Source organism: Streptomyces sp. NPDC037083 (assembly GCF_055606485.1).
Window position 1 is genome coordinate 1 of record NZ_JBVJSQ010000016.1, and the last position, 14920, is coordinate 14920.

At 72.3% G+C, this 14920-nt stretch carries 10 protein-coding genes and 1 pseudogene; 2 read left to right on the forward strand and 9 right to left on the reverse strand.

Features of this window, described 5'->3' with window-relative positions; translation table 11 throughout:
• The 4 genes from ACZ7DE_RS34030 to ACZ7DE_RS34045 form a co-directional block, all read right to left on the reverse strand.
• Positions 1-197, reverse strand: a 197-nt coding sequence (locus ACZ7DE_RS34030) for a flavodoxin-dependent (E)-4-hydroxy-3-methylbut-2-enyl-diphosphate synthase (RefSeq protein WP_276112244.1), incomplete at its 3' end; no start/stop codon positions are given.
• A gap of 229 nt (positions 198-426) precedes the next feature.
• The gene (locus ACZ7DE_RS34035; RefSeq protein WP_470768027.1) at positions 427-1731 is read right to left on the reverse strand and encodes a M50 family metallopeptidase; all 1305 of its coding nucleotides are present in this window, start codon (positions 1729-1731) and stop codon (positions 427-429) included.
• Positions 1728-2981 carry a 1-deoxy-D-xylulose-5-phosphate reductoisomerase gene (dxr, locus tag ACZ7DE_RS34040; RefSeq protein ID WP_470768029.1) on the reverse strand — a complete coding sequence of 418 codons (1254 nt, stop codon included), beginning with the start codon at positions 2979-2981 and terminating at the stop codon, positions 1728-1730. The genes ACZ7DE_RS34035 and dxr overlap by 4 nt, the downstream gene beginning before the upstream one ends.
• A 95-nt stretch (positions 2982-3076) precedes the next feature.
• On the reverse strand, positions 3077-5011 hold the full coding sequence (locus ACZ7DE_RS34045; protein ID WP_470768033.1) for an acyl-CoA dehydrogenase family protein: 1935 nt from the start codon (positions 5009-5011) through the stop codon (positions 3077-3079).
• Positions 5012-5409: 398 nt separating this feature from the next.
• Between ACZ7DE_RS34045 and ACZ7DE_RS34050 the strand changes: the two genes are divergently transcribed.
• Positions 5410-6423, forward strand: a complete 1014-nt coding sequence (locus tag ACZ7DE_RS34050; RefSeq protein WP_470768035.1) for a LacI family DNA-binding transcriptional regulator — start codon at positions 5410-5412, stop codon at positions 6421-6423.
• Positions 6424-6498: 75 nt separating this feature from the next.
• The gene (locus ACZ7DE_RS34055; RefSeq protein ID WP_470768037.1) at positions 6499-8541 is read left to right on the forward strand and encodes a glycoside hydrolase family 31 protein; all 2043 of its coding nucleotides are present in this window, start codon (positions 6499-6501) and stop codon (positions 8539-8541) included.
• A gap of 54 nt (positions 8542-8595) precedes the next feature.
• On the opposite strand, the gene ACZ7DE_RS34060 is transcribed toward ACZ7DE_RS34055, so the two are convergent.
• The 5 genes and pseudogenes from ACZ7DE_RS34060 to ACZ7DE_RS34080 form a co-directional block, all read right to left on the reverse strand.
• Positions 8596-9240 (reverse strand): chorismate mutase, encoded by a 645-nt coding sequence (locus ACZ7DE_RS34060; protein WP_470768039.1) that lies wholly within the window; start codon positions 9238-9240, stop codon positions 8596-8598.
• A 35-nt stretch (positions 9241-9275) separates the two neighbouring features.
• Positions 9276-9989, reverse strand: a complete 714-nt coding sequence (locus tag ACZ7DE_RS34065) for a glycoside hydrolase family 12 protein (RefSeq protein ID WP_470768041.1) — start codon at positions 9987-9989, stop codon at positions 9276-9278.
• Positions 9990-10036: 47 nt separating this feature from the next.
• Complete coding sequence (locus ACZ7DE_RS34070; protein ID WP_470768043.1) at positions 10037-12289, reverse strand: glycosyl hydrolase family 95 catalytic domain-containing protein; 2253 nt, start codon at positions 12287-12289, stop codon at positions 10037-10039.
• Positions 12286-12450 (reverse strand): annotated as a pseudogene (locus ACZ7DE_RS34075) (Beta-galactosidase C-terminal domain); the annotation flags it as partial. The pseudogene ACZ7DE_RS34075 and the gene ACZ7DE_RS34070, both read right to left, overlap by 4 nt.
• 41 nt (positions 12451-12491) lie before the next feature.
• Positions 12492-14711 (reverse strand): WD40/YVTN/BNR-like repeat-containing protein, encoded by a 2220-nt coding sequence (locus ACZ7DE_RS34080; RefSeq protein WP_470768045.1) that lies wholly within the window; start codon positions 14709-14711, stop codon positions 12492-12494.
• Between the last annotated feature and the right edge of the window lie 209 nt (positions 14712-14920).

Consider the following 14920-nt stretch of genomic DNA (forward strand, 5'->3'; position numbering starts at 1 on the left):
TGACAGCCCGACGCGGTCAGCTCCGCGATCTGCTGCAACGTGGCGCCGACGTCCGACGTACGGGTCGTGGTCATCGACTGCACCGACACCGGGGCGTCTCCACCGACCGCCACGGACCCGACCTGGATCTGCCGGCTCTTGCGGCGCTCGGCGAGCTTGGTCGGAACGGACGGCATGCCGAGAGAAATCGCAGTCATCTGCTGTGCAACCCCAAGTCGTGGATCAAGGCCCAGGTCCCGTCGGAGGCGGGTTCCAGGCTTCGAGATTACGGCACCGGGACGGGCGCGAGCACTCCCCCACCCTCGACACACGTGTGCGGGAGCGGCCCGCCCGCGGTCAAACCCACTCGATGGGCGACGGCCCGGCACGAGGAACGTGCCGGGCCGTCTCGAACAGCGGATGACGGGGCGGTGACCGTGACCCGTCCTAGGAGATTTTCACCGGGTTGACCACGTCCGCGATCAGGACCAGCACCGTGAAGCAGACGAAGATGCCCGCCACCACGTACGCCACCGGCATCAGCTTCGCCACGTCGAACGGGCCCGGGTCCGGCCTGCGCAGGACCTTGGCCGTGTTGCGGCGCAGCGACTCCCACAGGGCGCCCGCGATGTGCCCGCCGTCCAGGGGCAGCAGCGGGAGCATGTTGAACAGGAACAGGGAGAGGTTGAAGCCCGCGACCAGCATCACCGCCATGGCCAATTGCTGCGAGGCCGGGATGTCCAGGGTGAAGATCTCGCCGCCGACGCGGGCCGCGCCGACCACGCCCATGGGTGAGTCCGGCTCGCGGGGCGCGCCGTCGAAGGCCGCGTTCCACAGGGCCGGGATCTTGCCGGGCAGGGCGGCGAGGGAGTCGACGGCCTCGCCCACCCGGTCGGTCATCCAGGACACGGAGTCGCCGAAGTCCTGCTTGACGACGCCGGTGGCCGCGCTGAAGCCGAGGAAGCCGGCCTTGACGTACTCGCCCTGGACGTACGTCCCGCCGGCGTCCTTCTTGGCGACCAGGTTGGTGGCGATCTTCGCGTGCAGGGTCAGTTCCTGGCCCTTGCGGTCGACGACGATGGCCACGTCCTTGCCGGCGCTGACCCGGATCAGGTCGGAGAGGGTGTTCCAGTCGTCCGTCCTCGTCCCGGCGAAGGAGACGATCCTGTCGCCGGGCTTCATGCCCGCGGCGGCGGCCGGGGAGGCCGGGTCGGTGGGCCTGCACTCGTCGCGGTTCTGGCTCTGGGCGATGACGCAGGGGGAGACCGAGCTGACGCTGGTGGTCTGCTGCGAGATGCCGAAGCCCATCAGGACGGTGAGGAACAGCCCGATGGCGAGCACCAGGTTCATGAAGGGGCCCGCGAACATCACGATGACGCGTTTCCACGGCTTGCGGGTGTAGAACATCCGCGTCTCGTCGCCCGGCTGCAGCTCCTCGTAGGCGGCCGAGCGGGCGTCCTCGATCATCCCGCGCCAGGGCGAGGTGGAGCGGGCCGTGACACGGCCGTCATCGCCCGGCGGGAACATGCCGATCATGCGGATGTAGCCGCCGAGCGGGATCGCCTTGACGCCGTACTCGGTGTCGCCCTTCCTGCGCGAGAAGACGGTCGGGCCGAAGCCGACCATGTACTGCGGAACCCGGATGCCGAAGAGCTTGGCCGTGGACAGGTGTCCCAGCTCGTGCCAGGCGATCGAGAAGAGCAGGCCGACCACGAAGACGACTATGCCGAGGATCATCATCAGGGCTGTCATGCACGCGCCTCCGCGGTAGCCGTCAGTTCTTGGGCCCGGGCCCGTGCCCAGGTCTCCGCTTCGAGGACGTCCGACACGGTCAGTGAAGTTCCCGTCACCGGCGTGCCGTGCTCCTGCACGACCCGGGTGACGGTCTCCATGATCCCGTTGAACGGGAGCGCCCCCCTGCGGAACGCCTCCACGCACTCCTCGTTGGCCGCATTGAACACCGCCGGGGCCGTCCCCGCGAGCTCGCCCACGTGCCGGGCGAGGTTGACCGAGGGGAAGGCCTCGTCGTCGAGCGGGAAGAACTCCCACGTCGACGCCGTGCTCCAGTCGAAGGCGGGCGCCGCGTCCGGGACGCGGCGCGGCCAGCCGAGGCCGATGGCGATGGGCCCGCGCATGTCGGGGGGCGTCGCCTGGGCCAGTGTCGATCCGTCCGTGAACTCAACCATCGAGTGGACATACGACTGCGGGTGGACGACCACCTCAATGCGCGAGAAGGGAATGTCGTAGAGGAGGTGCGCCTCGATGACTTCCAGGCCCTTGTTGACGAGGGTCGCCGAGTTGATCGTGATCACCGGGCCCATCGACCAGGTGGGGTGGGCCAGGGCGTCCTCGACCGTCACGTTCGCCAGTTCCGCCTTCGTCCGGCCGCGGAAGGGGCCGCCGGAGGCGGTGACGACCAGCTTGCGGACGTCGGCCCGGGTGCCGGCCGCGAGGCACTGGAAGAGGGCCGCGTGCTCGGAGTCCACCGGGATGATCTGGCCCGGCTCGGCGAGCGCCTTCACCAGCGGGCCGCCTACGATGAGCGACTCCTTGTTGGCGAGCGCGAGGGTGCGGCCCGCCTCCAGGGCGGCGAGGGTGGGCGCGAGGCCGATGGAGCCGGTGATGCCGTTGAGCACGGTGTGGCAGTCGGAGGCCGCGAGCTGCGTGGCCGCGTCCGCTCCGGCGAGGATCTCGGGCAGCGGCTCAGCGCCGCCGTACTCGGCGGCGAGCGCCTCCCGCAGGGCGGGCACGACGTCCTCGCGGGCGACCGCCACGGTCCGCACCCGCAGCCGGCGGGCCTGCTCGGCGAGGAGGGCGACCCGGCCGCCGTTGGCGGACAGGCCGGTCACCCGGAAGCGGTCCGGGTTGCGCAGCACGAGGTCGATGGCCTGGGTCCCGATCGAGCCGGTGGAACCGAGGATCACCACGTCCTTGGGGCCGTCGCCCACGAGCGGGTCGTAGACGATGTGGGGGTCGGCGAGGGGGGCTGGACTGTCGCTCATCCCCCCATTGTCGCCGCAGCGGACCGGCGCCAGGACAGGGCGTCCCCCAGGGGGACGCCCTGCGGCCCGGTGCGACGGGAACCGTGTTCGACGGATCACCTGAACGGGCGGTGGACGTTCTCCCGTTCACTGGGCCCGGGGTGCGCGTCGGCGATCCACGGAGCGTCCCCGGACAGGTCGACGATGCCCTGTTCCAGCCAGGCGTAGGCGCCCGCCATGACGCCCTTGACGACCTTCCGGTCCATGTCGTCGGTGTTGTTCCACAGGCGGGCGAAGAGCTCGTCGACGCGGATGCGGGACTGGCGGCAGAACGCGTCGGCGAGCTGGTAGGCCTCGCGGCCGTGCTCGCCGCGCGAGCGCAGCATTTCGGCGCGTACGCAGGCCGCGCTCATGGCGAACAGCTCCGCGCCGATGTCGACGATCCGGCCGAGGAAGCCCTGCTTGGTCTCCATCCGGCCCTGCCAGCGGGACATGGCGTAGAACGTGGAGCGGGCGAGCTTGCGGGCGTGCCGCTCGACGTAGCGCAGATGCGGCGAGAGATCGACGCCGTGCTTGAACTCGCTGAAGCTGTTGGGGAGTTGTCCCGGCCCCGCGACCAGCTTCGGCAGCCACTTGGCGTAGAAGACACCGGCGTTCGCGCCCGCCTTCGCCTTGTCCTGAAGGGACTTGTCGGGGTCGATGAGGTCGCCGGCGACCGAGAGGTGGGCGTCGACGGCCTCGCGGGCGATGAGGAGGTGCATGATCTCCGTCGAGCCCTCGAAGATGCGGTTGATCCGCAGGTCGCGCAGCACCTGTTCGGCGGGGACCGCCCGCTCGCCGCGCGCGGCGAGGGACGCCGCCGTCTCGAAGCCGCGGCCGCCGCGGATCTGGACCAGCTCGTCGGCCATGCGCCAGCCCATCTCGGAGGCGAAGAGCTTGGCCAGCGCGCCCTCGATGCGGATGTCGTTGCGGTCCTCGTCGGCCATCTGCGAGGACAGGTCGAGCACCGCCTCCAGCGCGAAGGTGGTCGCCGCGATGAAGGAGATCTTCGCGCCGACGGCCTCGTGGTGGGCGATCGGCTTGCCCCACTGCTCGCGGGCCGCCGACCACTCACGGGCGATCTTCAGACACCACTTGCCCGCGGCCACGCAGGACGCCGGCAGCGAGAGCCGGCCGGTGTTGAGCGTGGTGAGGGCGATCTTCAGGCCGGCGCCCTCGGGTCCGACGCGGTTCGCGGCCGGGACCCGGACCTGGTGGAAGCGGGTGACGCCGTTCTCGATGCCGCGCAGGCCCATGAAGGCGTTGCGGTTCTCGACGGTGATGCCGGGCGAGCCGCTCTCCACGACGAAGGCGGTGATGCCCCCCTTGTGCCCCTCGCTCTTCGGGACGCGGGCCATCACCACCAGCAGGTCGGCGACCACGCCGTTGGTGGTCCACAGCTTCACCCCGTCGAGGATGTAGTCGTCCCCGTCGGGCACCGCGCTGGTGGCCAGGCGCGCCGGGTCGGAGCCGACGTCCGGCTCGGTGAGCAGGAAGGCGCTGATGTCGGTGGTGGCGCAACGGGGCAGGAACTTCTGCTTCTGCTCGGGGGTGCCGAACATCTTCAGCGGCTGCGGAACTCCGATGGACTGGTGCGCCGACAGCAGCACGCCGATGGCCGGGCTGGCGGAGCCCACCAGGGCCAGGGCCTTGTTGTAGTACACCTGGGTGAGACCGAGGCCGCCGTACTTGGGGTCGATCTTCATGCCGAGGGCGCCGAGCTCCTTGAGCCCGTCGACGACCTCGTCGGGGATGCGGGCCTCGCGTTCGATGCGGGCCGCGTCCACCTTCGTCTCGCAGAAGTCGCGGAGTTTGGCCAGGAACTGCTCGCCACGCCGGACGGCCTCCTCGGAGGGGGCCGGGTGCGGGTGGACGAGGTCGAGCCGGAAGCGGCCCAGGAACAGCTCCTTGGCGAAGCTGGGCTTGCGCCAGTCCTGTTCCCGGGCGGCCTCGGCGACCTGGCGGGCCTCACGCTCGGTGACGGTGGGTTTCTTGAGGGGTGGTGCGGACATGAGGCTCACCTCGCCGCGAATCGGGATCTCGGACCACATTGGTTACCGATGGGTGCTACCCGATCGTTGGTACCCGATCCGTGGTGCCCCCGCCACCCCTCGCGAGCCGGTTCGCCCGTCCCGCGCCGGCCCGTGCCCCTGAAGACCTCGGCGCCCGGCCCGGCGCAGGGGGTGTGCGCGCCGCCGCTCGACCGCTTGCGCCGAACGAGTGCCCGGGTGAGGTCGTCCGGGTCCCAGGGGTTGCCGTAGCGTTCTCCACCCGTCCGCCAGAACTCGCTGTCGAAGCGCTTCGACAACCTATGGACACCCACCCCTGCTAGGGCTACTGTCGAACCACCCTCACCCGCCCCTGTTCGCAATGCGCACTGTCGAAGCGCTTCACAAACTTGGAGAGCTGGATGGTCACCCTCGCCGAGGTCGCCCAGCACGCCGGAGTCTCGGCGAGCACGGTGAGCTATGTCCTCAGTGGCAAGCGGTCCATCTCCACGACCACCCGGCAGCGCGTCGAGCAGAGCATCCGGGAGCTCGGCTACCACCCGAACGCGGGCGCGCGCGCCCTGGCCAGCAGCAGGTCGAACATCATCGCGCTGATGATCCCGCTGCGCACCGACATGTACGTGCCGGTGATGATGGAGATCGCCATCGCGGTGGCCACCACGGCACGGACACACGGGTACGACGTCCTGCTGCTCACCGGCGAGGAGGGCCCCGACGCCGTCCGCCGGGTCACGGGCAGCGGTCTCGCCGACGCGATGATCCTGATGGACGTCGAACTGGACGACGAGCGGCTGCCGTTGCTGCGCTCCACCGACCAGCCCTCCGTCCTGATCGGACTGCCGGCCGACACCACCGGCCTGACCTGCGTCGATCTGGACTTCGGGGCGACCGGCGCGCTGTGCGTGGAGCACCTGGCGAAGCTCGGCCACCGCGAGATCGCCGTCGTCGGCGAGGCCCCGGCGGTCTACGAACGGCACACCGGCTTCGCCGAGCGCACGCTCGACGGACTGCGCCACCGGGCCCAGGAGCTCGGCCTGCGACTGCTGCACCGGCCGTGCGAGGGCGGGTACGACGCGATGGCCGTGACCCTGGCCCGGATCCTCGACGAGCGCCCGGGCACCACCGGGTTCGTCGTGCAGAACGAGTCGGCGGTGGAACCGCTGCTCGCGCTGCTGCGGCAGCAGGGCCGGGCCGTGCCGGAGGACGTCTCGGTGGTGGCGATCTGCCCCGAACAGGTCGCCGTGCAGGCCTCGGTGCGGCTGACGTCCGTGGCCATCCCCGCGCAGGAGATGGGCCGGCACGCGGTGGAACGTCTGGTCGCCAAGCTGGAGGGACGCGGCAGCGACGAGGTCGTGCTGCTCGCGCCCGAGTTGACGGTCCGGGCGAGCACCGGACCCGTGCCCGTCGCCTCCTGACCCACCCCGCTTCCTCGCTGTCGTACCCCCTGCCGGGGCACCGCCATGTCTGCACTCCTTCAAGGAGCACACCACATGAACCAGCCCGCCGAAACCCAGCCTCAGGTCAGCCTGGCGCAGTCCGCTCCCACCGTCGGCACCTTCCGTGAGCAGGGCGGCGCGCTGGAGTGGAGCGGCCGCCAGGAGACCCTGCGCGTCGAGCCGTGGGGGCCGGACGCCGTCCGGGTGCGCGCCCGGCTCGGCGGGCCGATCCTCCAGGGGCTGCCGGGCGCGCTGCTCGACGAGCCGCCGGCCACCGAGAGCACCGTCAAGATCGGCGACGGCGAGGGGCAGCTGACGGTCGGCGCGCTGACCGTCGAGGTGAACGCGGAGGGTCTGATCCGCTTCCTTCGCACGGACGACCGCACCGAGATCCTGGCCGAGGAGCGCGCCCACTTCTGGTGGCCGGGCTCGCGCCTGTACACGGCGGTCGGCAACGGCCACCACCGCCTCGAGCAGCGGTTCGCCGCCTACGACGACGAGCGGCTCTACGGGCTGGGCCAGCACCAGCACGGGCGGTTCGACCAGAAGGGTCTGGTCCTGGACCTGGTCCAGCGCAACGCGGAGGTCGGCATCCCGGTGCTCACCTCCAGCCGGGGCTACACCCTGCTGTGGAACAACCCGGCGATCGGCCGCGTCGAACTGGCCGGGAACGGCACGCGCTGGGTCGCGGACTCGGCCCGCCAGATCGACTACTGGATCACCGCCGGCGCCCCGGCCGACGCCCAGCGCCGCTACAGCGCGGTCACCGGGCGCACGCCGATGCTGCCGGAGTGGGCGGCGGGGTTCTGGCAGTGCAAGCTGCGCTACCGCACGCAGGACGAACTCCTCGACGTGGCACGGGAGTACAAGCGGCGGGGCCTGCCCCTGGACGCCATCGTCTGCGACTTCTTCCACTGGACCCAGCTGGGCGAGTGGAGGTTCGACCCGAGCGAGTGGCCCGACCCGGCTGCGATGGTCCGCGAACTGGAGGAACTGGGCGTCAAGCTGGTGGTGAGCGTGTGGCCGTCGGTGTCGCCGCTGAGCGAGAACCACTCCGTGATGGAGCAGCGCGGCTACTTCATCGGCACCCAGTACGGGCCGATGGCCCACGCCGACTGGCCGGACAAAGGGGTCGCCTCGACGGTCCAGGTGGCGTTCTACGACGCGACGAACCCCGAGGCCCGTGCGTTCGTGTGGTCGCGGATCCGCGACAACTACCTCGCCCCGTACGGCATCACGGCGTTCTGGCTGGACGCCTGTGAGCCCGAGCTGAAGCCGGGTTTCCCGGAGAACCTGCGGTACTGGGCGGGCCCGGGCCTGGAGGTCGGCAACATCTACCCGGCCGAGAACGCCCGTACCTTCTACGAGGGTCTGCGCGCGGCCGGCGAGGAGGAGATCGTCAGCCTCAACCGCTCGGCGTGGGCGGGCAGTCAGCGCTACGGCGCGGCTCTGTGGTCCGGTGACATCGGCACCGACTTCCCGACCCTGCGCCGCCAGATCGCGGCCGGCCTCAACACCGCGCTGTCGGGCATCCCGTGGTGGAACACGGACATCGGCGGCTTCCACGGCGGCGACCCGGACGACCCCGCGTACCGGGAGGTGATGGTCCGCTGGTTCCAGTTCGGCGCGCTGTCCCCGCTGATGCGCCTGCACGGCTTCCGCGACCCCGGCATGCCGCTGGGCCCGGACATGACCGGCGGCCCGAACGAGGTGTGGTCCTACGGCGAGGAGGCGGGCGCGGTCCTGGAGAAGTACCTGCGGTTGCGCGAGCGGCTGAAGCCGTACCTCCTCCGGGTGATGCGGGAGGCGCACGAGGAGGGCCTGCCGCCCATGCGCCCGTTGTTCCTGGAGTTCCCCGACGACCGGCAGGCCTGGTCGGTGGACGACTCCTACCTCTTCGGCCGGGACCTGCTCGTCGCCCCGGTGCTGACGGCGGGCGCCACGACCCGCACGGCGTACCTGCCGGCGGGCGCGGCCTGGACGGACGCGTGGACGGGTGAGACGTACGAGGGCGGCGCGGTCGTGACGGTCGACGCCCCGCTGGACCGCCTCCCGCTGTTCCTGCGGGACGGGGCACGGCTGCCTGTGGCGGAGTAGCCGTGCCGGTGCGGCCGGTCCCCCGGGGGTGGGGCCGGCCGCGTCGCCGTGCGGTCAGCCGCAGACGGAGGCCAGGGAGCGGACGAGCGCCCGGGTGTGCAGGGCGTCGAGGCGGTCCTCGTGGTGGACCTGGAGGGCGGCCAGGGCGAGGCCGGGGCGGCAGGTGAGGGCGTGGCGGTCGGCGGCCGTGTCCGCGAGGGCCTGGACGAGCGCGCTGGTGACGCGGTTGATCTCCTGCCGTACGACGGTCAGGTCGGGGCGGGTGGTGGGCGCCTGGTCGGGGTGGTCGGTCCAGCGCTGGAAGAGGCCGCGCTGCACCGTCTTGTTGGCCTCGATCTGGTCGCGGAAGACCGTCCGGATCTCGTCCGGGTCGGCGCCGAGCTGCGTGGCCTGGGCGGCCACGTTGTCGAGGACCTGCTGCTCGCGGGCGGGGTCGTCGATGGGGCTGTCGGTGCCCCATTTCGCGGCGGCGACCAGGTCGGCGGTGGCGAGGCGCTCGGCGGACAGCTCGACGACGGGGTGCAGGGCGGAGACGGGGTGCAGGGCGGAACCGGCGTGGGGGGCGGTACGCGGTGCCGCGGTGGACGCGGCGGGGGCGGAGAGCGGAACCGCGACCGCGGTGCCCGTCGCTGCGAGGGCGACGGCCGCGGTCGCGGTCACGGTGGTCAGGAAGCGGCGCAGGGGGGTGGTGGTACGCATGCTCCCATCCAACCCGAGGCCACCCCATGATCAGGTCAACTGCTGCTCACGGTCAGGTTGTTGGTGGTGAAGTTCAGGCCGCCGGACGAGGAGGTGATCTCGTAGCCGAACTGGACGTCACCGATGGTCTCGTTGCCGAACCAGCCCTTGGTGTCCTTGATCCACTTGAGGATCGGCAGGACGTTCACGGTGCCGGAGGACGAGTTGGAGGTGCGGATGAAGGAGAACACCTCGTTGGCGCCGTTGTTGCCCTTGTAGACGGTCCAGGTGTGACCGCCGAGCGTCACGTTCCCCTGTGAGCTGCCGAGCGGGCCGACGGCTCCGGTCTTGTTGACCCAGAGCATGATCTCGTAGTCGTAGTCGGTGTCCCAGATGTCGTACGACGTGTTGTACGCGCCGGACGACGGGACGCTCACGTTGTAGCTGCTGGACAGCGAACTCAGCGAGGTGATCGACTTGTTGATCACCTTCTTGGAGTTGGGGTAGGACTTGATGCCGCCGGTGTTGGGGTGGTTGGCCCAGACGCCCCAGTTGGTGCCGGAGTTGGCCCAGATGCACTGGCTGCCCGCGCCGGAGCCCCAGATGTTGTTGTAGAGGGTGTAGCCGTTGAGGCTGGTGTTGCCCCACTGGTCGCAGGAGTTCCAGACGGCGGCCTGGGCGGGCGCGGCCGCGAGGCCGACGGTGGCGCCGAGCGCGAGGGCAGGGGCCAGTATCGCCGTCGTGATGCCGCTGAGCGTGCGTGTTGCCATGGTGTCCCTTCCATGGGTGGGGGGATGTGCGGGTTCTTCGTGGGGAGTCACCACGCCCCCAGGGTGAGGACGCGGTCTTCTCCGGCGACCAGGTCGAGCGGCTGGGCGTCGCCGGAGGAAGTCCGGACTTCGATGCGGTGGCTTCGGCGCGGCCTGAGGACGGCACGGGCGCCGTCGCGGTTCCAGGAGAGGTCGAGCTCCGCGCCGAACCGGGTCCGCACCCCCCGCAGTTCGCCCTCCGGGAGGGCGGGGGCGGACGCGGGCAGCAGGACCAGTCGGTGGGGGGTCGACTGGACGAGCGCCTCGATGAGCACGGCGGGCAGGGTGTGCGCCGCGTCGGCGTTGTAGACGTCGCGGTGCGGGTAGTGGGCGCTCATCAGGGAGGCGTGGAAGAAGTCGCCGCCCAGCACGGAGCCGAGGGCGCCCGCGACCCGGTGGCCGTCGCGCAGACGGGCCGCGATCAGCGCGTGGTGGAGGTGGCCGTGCGCGGAGTCGTTCTCGGCGCCGCGCAGCTCCAGGGCGCGGTGTGCGGCGGCGGCCAGGTCCGGCGTGTCGTAGGGGTTGATCTCGTCGAGCGGCCAGACGCCGTAGAGGTGGCTGAGGTGGCGGTGGTCGTAGGTGTCGTCGAGGCCGGGCCCGGCCCATTCGGCGAGGGCGCCGTCGGCGTTGATCCGGTGGGGCGGGAGGCGGTCGGCGAGGGCGCGCAGACGGGCGGCCCGTTCGGGGTCGTCCGGGCGGTACGCGGCGGCGGTGAGCAGCGCGTGGCGGGCGGCCGAGAGATCCATGGCCGCGTCGACGGCGCCCCAGCCGGCGTTCGCGGGACGGTTCTCCGGCGAGTAGGAGGGGACGACGACGAGCTGCCCGTCCGGAGCGCCGGAGGCGGTGCGGGTGAGGAAGTCCTCGTAGAAGAGGGCGACCTCGTCGAGGGCGGCGGCGGTGCGCGGATCGCGTTCGCCGCGCGTCTCGTCGTGGTCGACGAGCGGCTTGAGCAGCCAGTCGGCGCCGGCCGTCCACAGGTGGAGCGGGTACTCGCGGCTGAAGTGGTACGTCAGCCCGGACTCGCCGTCGCTGTGCGCGGGCGCGACCGCGCCCCGGGCGCCGAAGACCGCGCGGGCGTTCTCGCACCAGTCGTCGAGCTGGCGGTGGACGAGGGAGGCGAGCGCCTCGGTGACCTCGGGGAGGGCGGCCGCCGCGGCGGAGGAGGTCTGGAGGTTGACGTTGGCGTCGTTGGTGAACGCCCCGGACCAGGCGGTGTCCCAGTCGCCGGTCCACAGTCCGGGCAGCCGGGGCGGGTTGAGGCCGCTGGAGGACAGCAGGTGGTAGCGGCCGGCGGCGAAGAGGCGCTCCAGCAGGGCCGGGCTGCGGGGCCGTTCCAGCAGTTCGGAGCCGGGCAGGCCGCGTTCGGCGGGGTCGGCGTGCAGGTCGAGGGAGACGCGCTCGTAGGCCGTGCGGTGCAGCGGCAGATGACGGGCGAGCAGGGCGTCGTAGGAGTGCGGCAGCTCGCCCAGGGCGCGCTGCGCCCCGGCGACGTCCGGATCGCCGGTGTGCCGGTGCACACGGGTGAGCAGCAGTACGGAGTCGGCTCCGGCGGTCCGCAGCCCGGGGTGGGCGAGCCGTGTGCGGCCGCCGGTGACGACGACGAGCGTCACGCCCGTGTACCCGCGGTCGCTGTCGGGGTAGCGGACGGTCAGGGCGAGCAGGGCGCCGTCCGGGGTGAGGACGGCCTCCTGGCCGACCGCGAGCCCGTCGGGCGCGCCGGGGAGCCGGTGGTCCAGGAAGACGTCCAGGTCGAGGCCGGTCGCCCGCTGGACGATCACGTCGTCGGCGCGGGAGACGAAGACCTGGCTGGTGGCGCCCCCGCAGATGGCCGACGTCTCGCCGGTCGCGAAGTCGACGGAGCGCAGGCAGCGGCCGTGGCGGTGCCGCTCGTCCGGGGGCGCCGTGCGCAGCCGTGTCCGGAAGGCCGGGTGGAAGGGCTGGACCCACTGCAGGGGCCGGTGGTCGGTGAAGGCTTCGGCTGCCTCCCACTCTCCGGCCAGCAACCTGTCCTGCAGGGCGGGGAGTGCGGCGGCCAGTTCGGGCGGGCGGGCGTGTTCGGCCCCGTTGGGGCGGACCAGGGTGTGGTGGGTGACGACCACGCGCTCGTCGTGGGGGTCGCCGAACACGAGGGCGCCGTGCCGGCCGTTGCCGCTGAGGAAGGCGTCCTCCCAGCGCCGGGCCGGCCGGTGCTCATGGGTGCCCTGCACCGGGCTGTCGGTGCTCGGGCGGGCGGGGTGCGCGCGGGACGGCACGTGGGTCATGAGCGCAGCACCACCGCTCCGTAGCGACCCGGCGTGATCTCGTCCGTGAGGACCGTCCGGGTCAGCAGGTCGTGGTGGGCGCCCGGCAGCGCGACGGTCACCGGCTCGCGGCCGTGGTGGAGCAGGAACAGCAGGTCGCCCCGGCGCACGGCCTCGGCGCCGCGGGTGGCGTCGGCGAGGCGGGGCCGGTCGACGGCGGGCATCAGACGGGCTCCCCGTACTGGATGCCGCGGCCGTTGGTGGCGACGTAGACGCGGCCGTACAGCCGCGGGTCGGCGGCGATGGCCGCGCCGGTCCAGCCCCACTGGTGCCGGTCGTCGTTGATCCGCGCCCAGCTCTTCGCGCCGTCGTCGGAGCGGTACACGGCGGTGATCGCCTCCGTCGCGCCGACCTGGTAGATCGCCGGGTAGTCGGCGCCGTCGGCGGCCTTGCCGAAGGCGAGGGTGTACGAGGCCCAGCAGCTGGTGAGCTGCGTGAAGGTCGCTCCGCCGTCGGTGGAGCGGTGGAGGCCGTTCCACTTGGCGCTCAGCCACAGGTCCCCGGAGCGCCCCGGGGCCGCGGTCAGCTGGAACTGGCTGTCGCCCGCGGGCAGTCCGCCCGCCCGCCCGGTGAAGGTGAGGCCGCCGTCCGTGCTGGCGAACAGGGTTCCGGTGTCGGTGTCGTACGCGTAGAAGCGCGCCGGGTCGGCCGGGTCGGCGAGCGGGGTGGCGCCCTTGGGGAAGGAGGCGACCTCGGACCAGGTCGCTCCGTTGTCCGTGGAGCGCCGGGCGGGGTACTTGGTGCCGTCCCAGTGCACGAAGGTCCACAGCAGCACGCTGCCGTCGGCGTTCACGGCGATCGGCCCCGGCGCGTCCTTGGCGAGGGCGGGCTGGGCCGCGAAGGGCGCCCAGGTCCTGCCGCCGTCGTACGAGTGGGCGCCGTTGCCGTGGTCGCCGAATCCCGTGCGGACGACGTACGACGGCCTGGCCGCGGCCTGGGCGAGTCCGGTCGCCGATCCGAACACGGGGTTGCTCGCCATGCCCCGCGACGGCGACGCCGTGAGTCGCTCGTGGTACATCACGCCGACGTCCCCGAGGCCGCTGATCAGGTGCGCCTCCCCGGTCGGGGGCGAGATCAGGTGACGTACCGAGGTCTCCTCCAGGCCGCGGATCTGCGGGGCCCAGTGCTTCAGGTCCCGGGTGCCGTAGAGGGTGGCGCCGGTGCCGTGGACGACGTGCTTCGAGTCGTAGGGGTCGACGGCCACGGCCTGGATCCACCAGCCGAACTTGGGGCGGTCGGCGCCGAAGGTGAGGAAGGGGGTCTCGGACACGTCGAGGACCGCCGACTCCTTCAGGGAGGTCCAGGTGCGGCCGCCGTTCGTGGTCCGGTACAGGGTGTCGACGGCCGCCCAGCGGTTGTTGGTGGAGACGACGACGGTGCCGGGGCGGCGGGCGTCGACGGCGACGCCGCCGTAGCCGAACGAGTCGGTTCCGGTTCCCCCGGCCGACGTCCCGCCCGGCTCGACGGGCGTGACGTCGGTCCACGTGCCGGTGACCGTGGCCAGCTTGTGCACACTGCCGTCGGACTGTCCGTTGGGGCCGGGCGCGTCGGCGTACGTCACGTACAGCTCACGCGTGTGGCAGTCGTAGGCGGCCCGGATCGGCACCTTGGCAGAGGCGCCGGAAGGCTGCCCGGGGACGGCCCGCCAGGTGCTGCCGTCGGTCGTGCGGTACAGGTTGGCCGGGGTTCCGCCGGAGTCGCCCCACCCGGCGTACAGCGCGCGCCCCGCGGCGACCAGGAGCGTGACGCCCTGCCCGGTGGCGGACGGCGTCGCGGGAAAACCGTCGGCAACCGCCCAGGTGGCGCCCCGGTCGGTCGACTCGAGCAGCCCGTCGTGGCGCGTCCCGAGCCACAGGGTGTCGCTGTCGCGCGGATCGACCAGCAGCCGCTCCCCCGTGCCCCGGCCGTCCTCGTTGCCGCCGAGCTTCACGGCGAGGTCGGTGCGGGCCCAGGTGGCGCCGCGGTCGTCGGAGCGCAGGACCGCGCCGTTGCCGGCCCAGGACTGGGCGTAGGCGCCGAGAGCGAGGTAGAGGCGGTCGGGGTGGGCGGGGTCGACGGCGAGGGCCTCGACGCCGAGGAGGTTCCAGTCGTCCCAGCCGAGGTGGTCGGTGAGGGGGGTCCAGCGGGCGGTTGCGTCGTCCCACCGGTAGGCGCCGCCGATGTCGGTACGGGCGTAGGCGAGGCCGCGGACGGCGGGGTGGAAGAGGACGCCGGTGACGAAGCCGGTGCCCCCGATGACGGCGTTGCGCCAGCGGTAGGCGGGGGCTGCACCCTCGCCGGTCTCCGCGGCGTGGGCGTGCCCCCGCACGGCGGACAGGGTGGTGAACGCGGCGGCGGTTGAGCCGGCGAGGACGGTACGGCGGGTGGGGCGGGACGGGTGCATGGAGGTACCTCGCGAGGGGGGTTGGCTTCCGGGACCTGGGTCGGGGGTGCTGGTGCCGGGCGGGGGCGGACCCGCTCGCCCGCGGCACGGCTGCCCGCGGCCGTGCGCAGAGGTGACCGCGGCTCGACGGCCGCGGGACGGTGTCGATGCGCGGGTCCGCCGCGCGGGCACGACCGGCCACGGACCGGGCCCGGCCGGCGCACCGACCG